2 protein-coding genes are annotated in these 1,578 nt (G+C 55.6%); one reads left to right on the top strand and one right to left on the bottom strand.

The window, feature by feature from the left end:
- Window positions 1-334: 334 nt before the first annotated feature.
- Complete coding sequence (locus tag APA10_RS11795) at window positions 335-1,144, top strand: alpha/beta fold hydrolase (protein ID WP_003631394.1); 810 nt, start codon at window positions 335-337, stop codon at window positions 1,142-1,144.
- A gap of 60 nt (window positions 1,145-1,204) precedes the next feature.
- Here APA10_RS11795 and APA10_RS11790 read toward each other — a convergent pair whose 3' ends face one another.
- Window positions 1,205-1,489, bottom strand: coding sequence for a hypothetical protein (locus APA10_RS11790; protein WP_003631393.1), 285 nt, complete (start codon window positions 1,487-1,489; stop codon window positions 1,205-1,207).
- Window positions 1,490-1,578: the final 89 nt, after the last annotated feature.

Here is a 1,578-nt window from a genome sequence, read left to right as displayed (position 1 = left end):
CATCCACATCGCTGCCGCAGCAGACTGGATCAAGCCCTAACAGGCCCTAATCTGCCAGTGCGCTCCGCCTTTGCCGTGGCCCAGCTCGCCAACCCCGGGTGGCTGATTGAAATTGAAGTAACGGCCGTTCGGACGCCTAAAAAATAAGGCCTGTTGCCTAACAACGAATTCCCCAGTCTATCGCTTTTCAAACCAAAAGACAAGCGGGGGATCTGGGGAAACAGCATCCCCCCTCACACATCTGCAAGTCTCGTCATACACGGCCATTTAAAGGCGCAGGGTATCTTGTTATACCAAGATACCCACAACACGCTCTTTTACGAGGCCTGACGATATGACTGAGCATTTAACAAAACGCTGGCAGACCCTGCCTGCCACCCCGGCCCCTCTGGCCTCCTTTAAAGGACAGCACGCCCCCATTAACGGATGCTCGCTCTATTATACGGAAGGCGGCACAGGGGACGATGTCATCATCATGCTGCATGGGGGCATGGCAAACTCTGACTACTGGGGCATACAGGCGGCTTATCTGGCCAAAACGCACCGTGTCATCCTCGTGGATAGCCGCGGGCATGGCCGCAGCACGTTAGGGGATAAACCCCTCAGCTACGCTCAGATGGCAGACGATATCATTCACCTGATGAACCATCTGGAAATTCCGAATGCCAGTCTCGTCGGGTGGAGCGATGGCGGTGTGCAGAGCATTATTCTGGCCTCTGAACACCCGGATCGCATCAAACGCATCTTTGCTTACGGGCCGCATATGTCCGCATCCGGCCTCAATCTGGCGTGTAGCGGAGATAAGGTGGTCAACGCTTTTGTAAAGCGCGCCACAGAAGACTACCGCGAGCTTTCCCCGACCCCGGATAAATTTGATGTCTTTTCAAAAACCGTCTGGGGCCTGTGGAAATGGGAGCATGATGCCGAATTCACGGAAGACCGCCTGAACGCCATCCGCTGCCCCGCATGGGTTGTGGATGGGGACCGGGACGAGATGATTCATCGCGCCCATCTGGAATATCTGGTGGCGCATATTCCGGACAGTTCTTACATGATCCTGCCCGAGACCAGCCACTTCGCCTTCCTGCAGGCCCCGCTTTTGTTTAACGAAGCGTTGGCTGACTTTCTGTCCGTCAAAGCCTGACGGTCACACTGACGGTCAGGGCGAGAGGGGTTCAGCTCTGATAACGGGCTGAACCTCTTTTTATTTCCCGTCTGTTCTCTCAAGTTCGCCGTCGGCGTCATCCGGCAGAAAGAAGTCTTCCGGGTCTTCTGGCACGGGCAGAGACAGCAGGAAAAATCCCGCGGCTACCGTGATCGCACCCGTTGCAACGGGCAGCCAGCGGAGGACTGTCACCATCGCGGAGTCCTGCGTGCTGCCGTTGACGACAAGCGCCCAGCCACTCACGCACAAAAGCGCAAAACCACCCACAAAACAGGCCACAATCCAGAGCAGCCGACGCACATAAGGAGACGAAGACTTGCTCATGATGTGACCTTTCAGATCATTGCTTGAAGGCCCGCGCTAGGGCCTGTTAGATCTTGAATTTCTTCCCATATTGTAGGGATGGAAGAAGG

Origin of the sequence: Acetobacter pasteurianus subsp. pasteurianus LMG 1262 = NBRC 106471 (assembly GCF_000285275.1) — a bacterium.
Taxonomy (GTDB): Bacteria; Pseudomonadota; Alphaproteobacteria; order Acetobacterales; family Acetobacteraceae; genus Acetobacter; species Acetobacter pasteurianus.
Note: the sequence above shows the minus strand (reverse complement) of the source record. Positions and strands in the feature narration are given on the sequence as shown.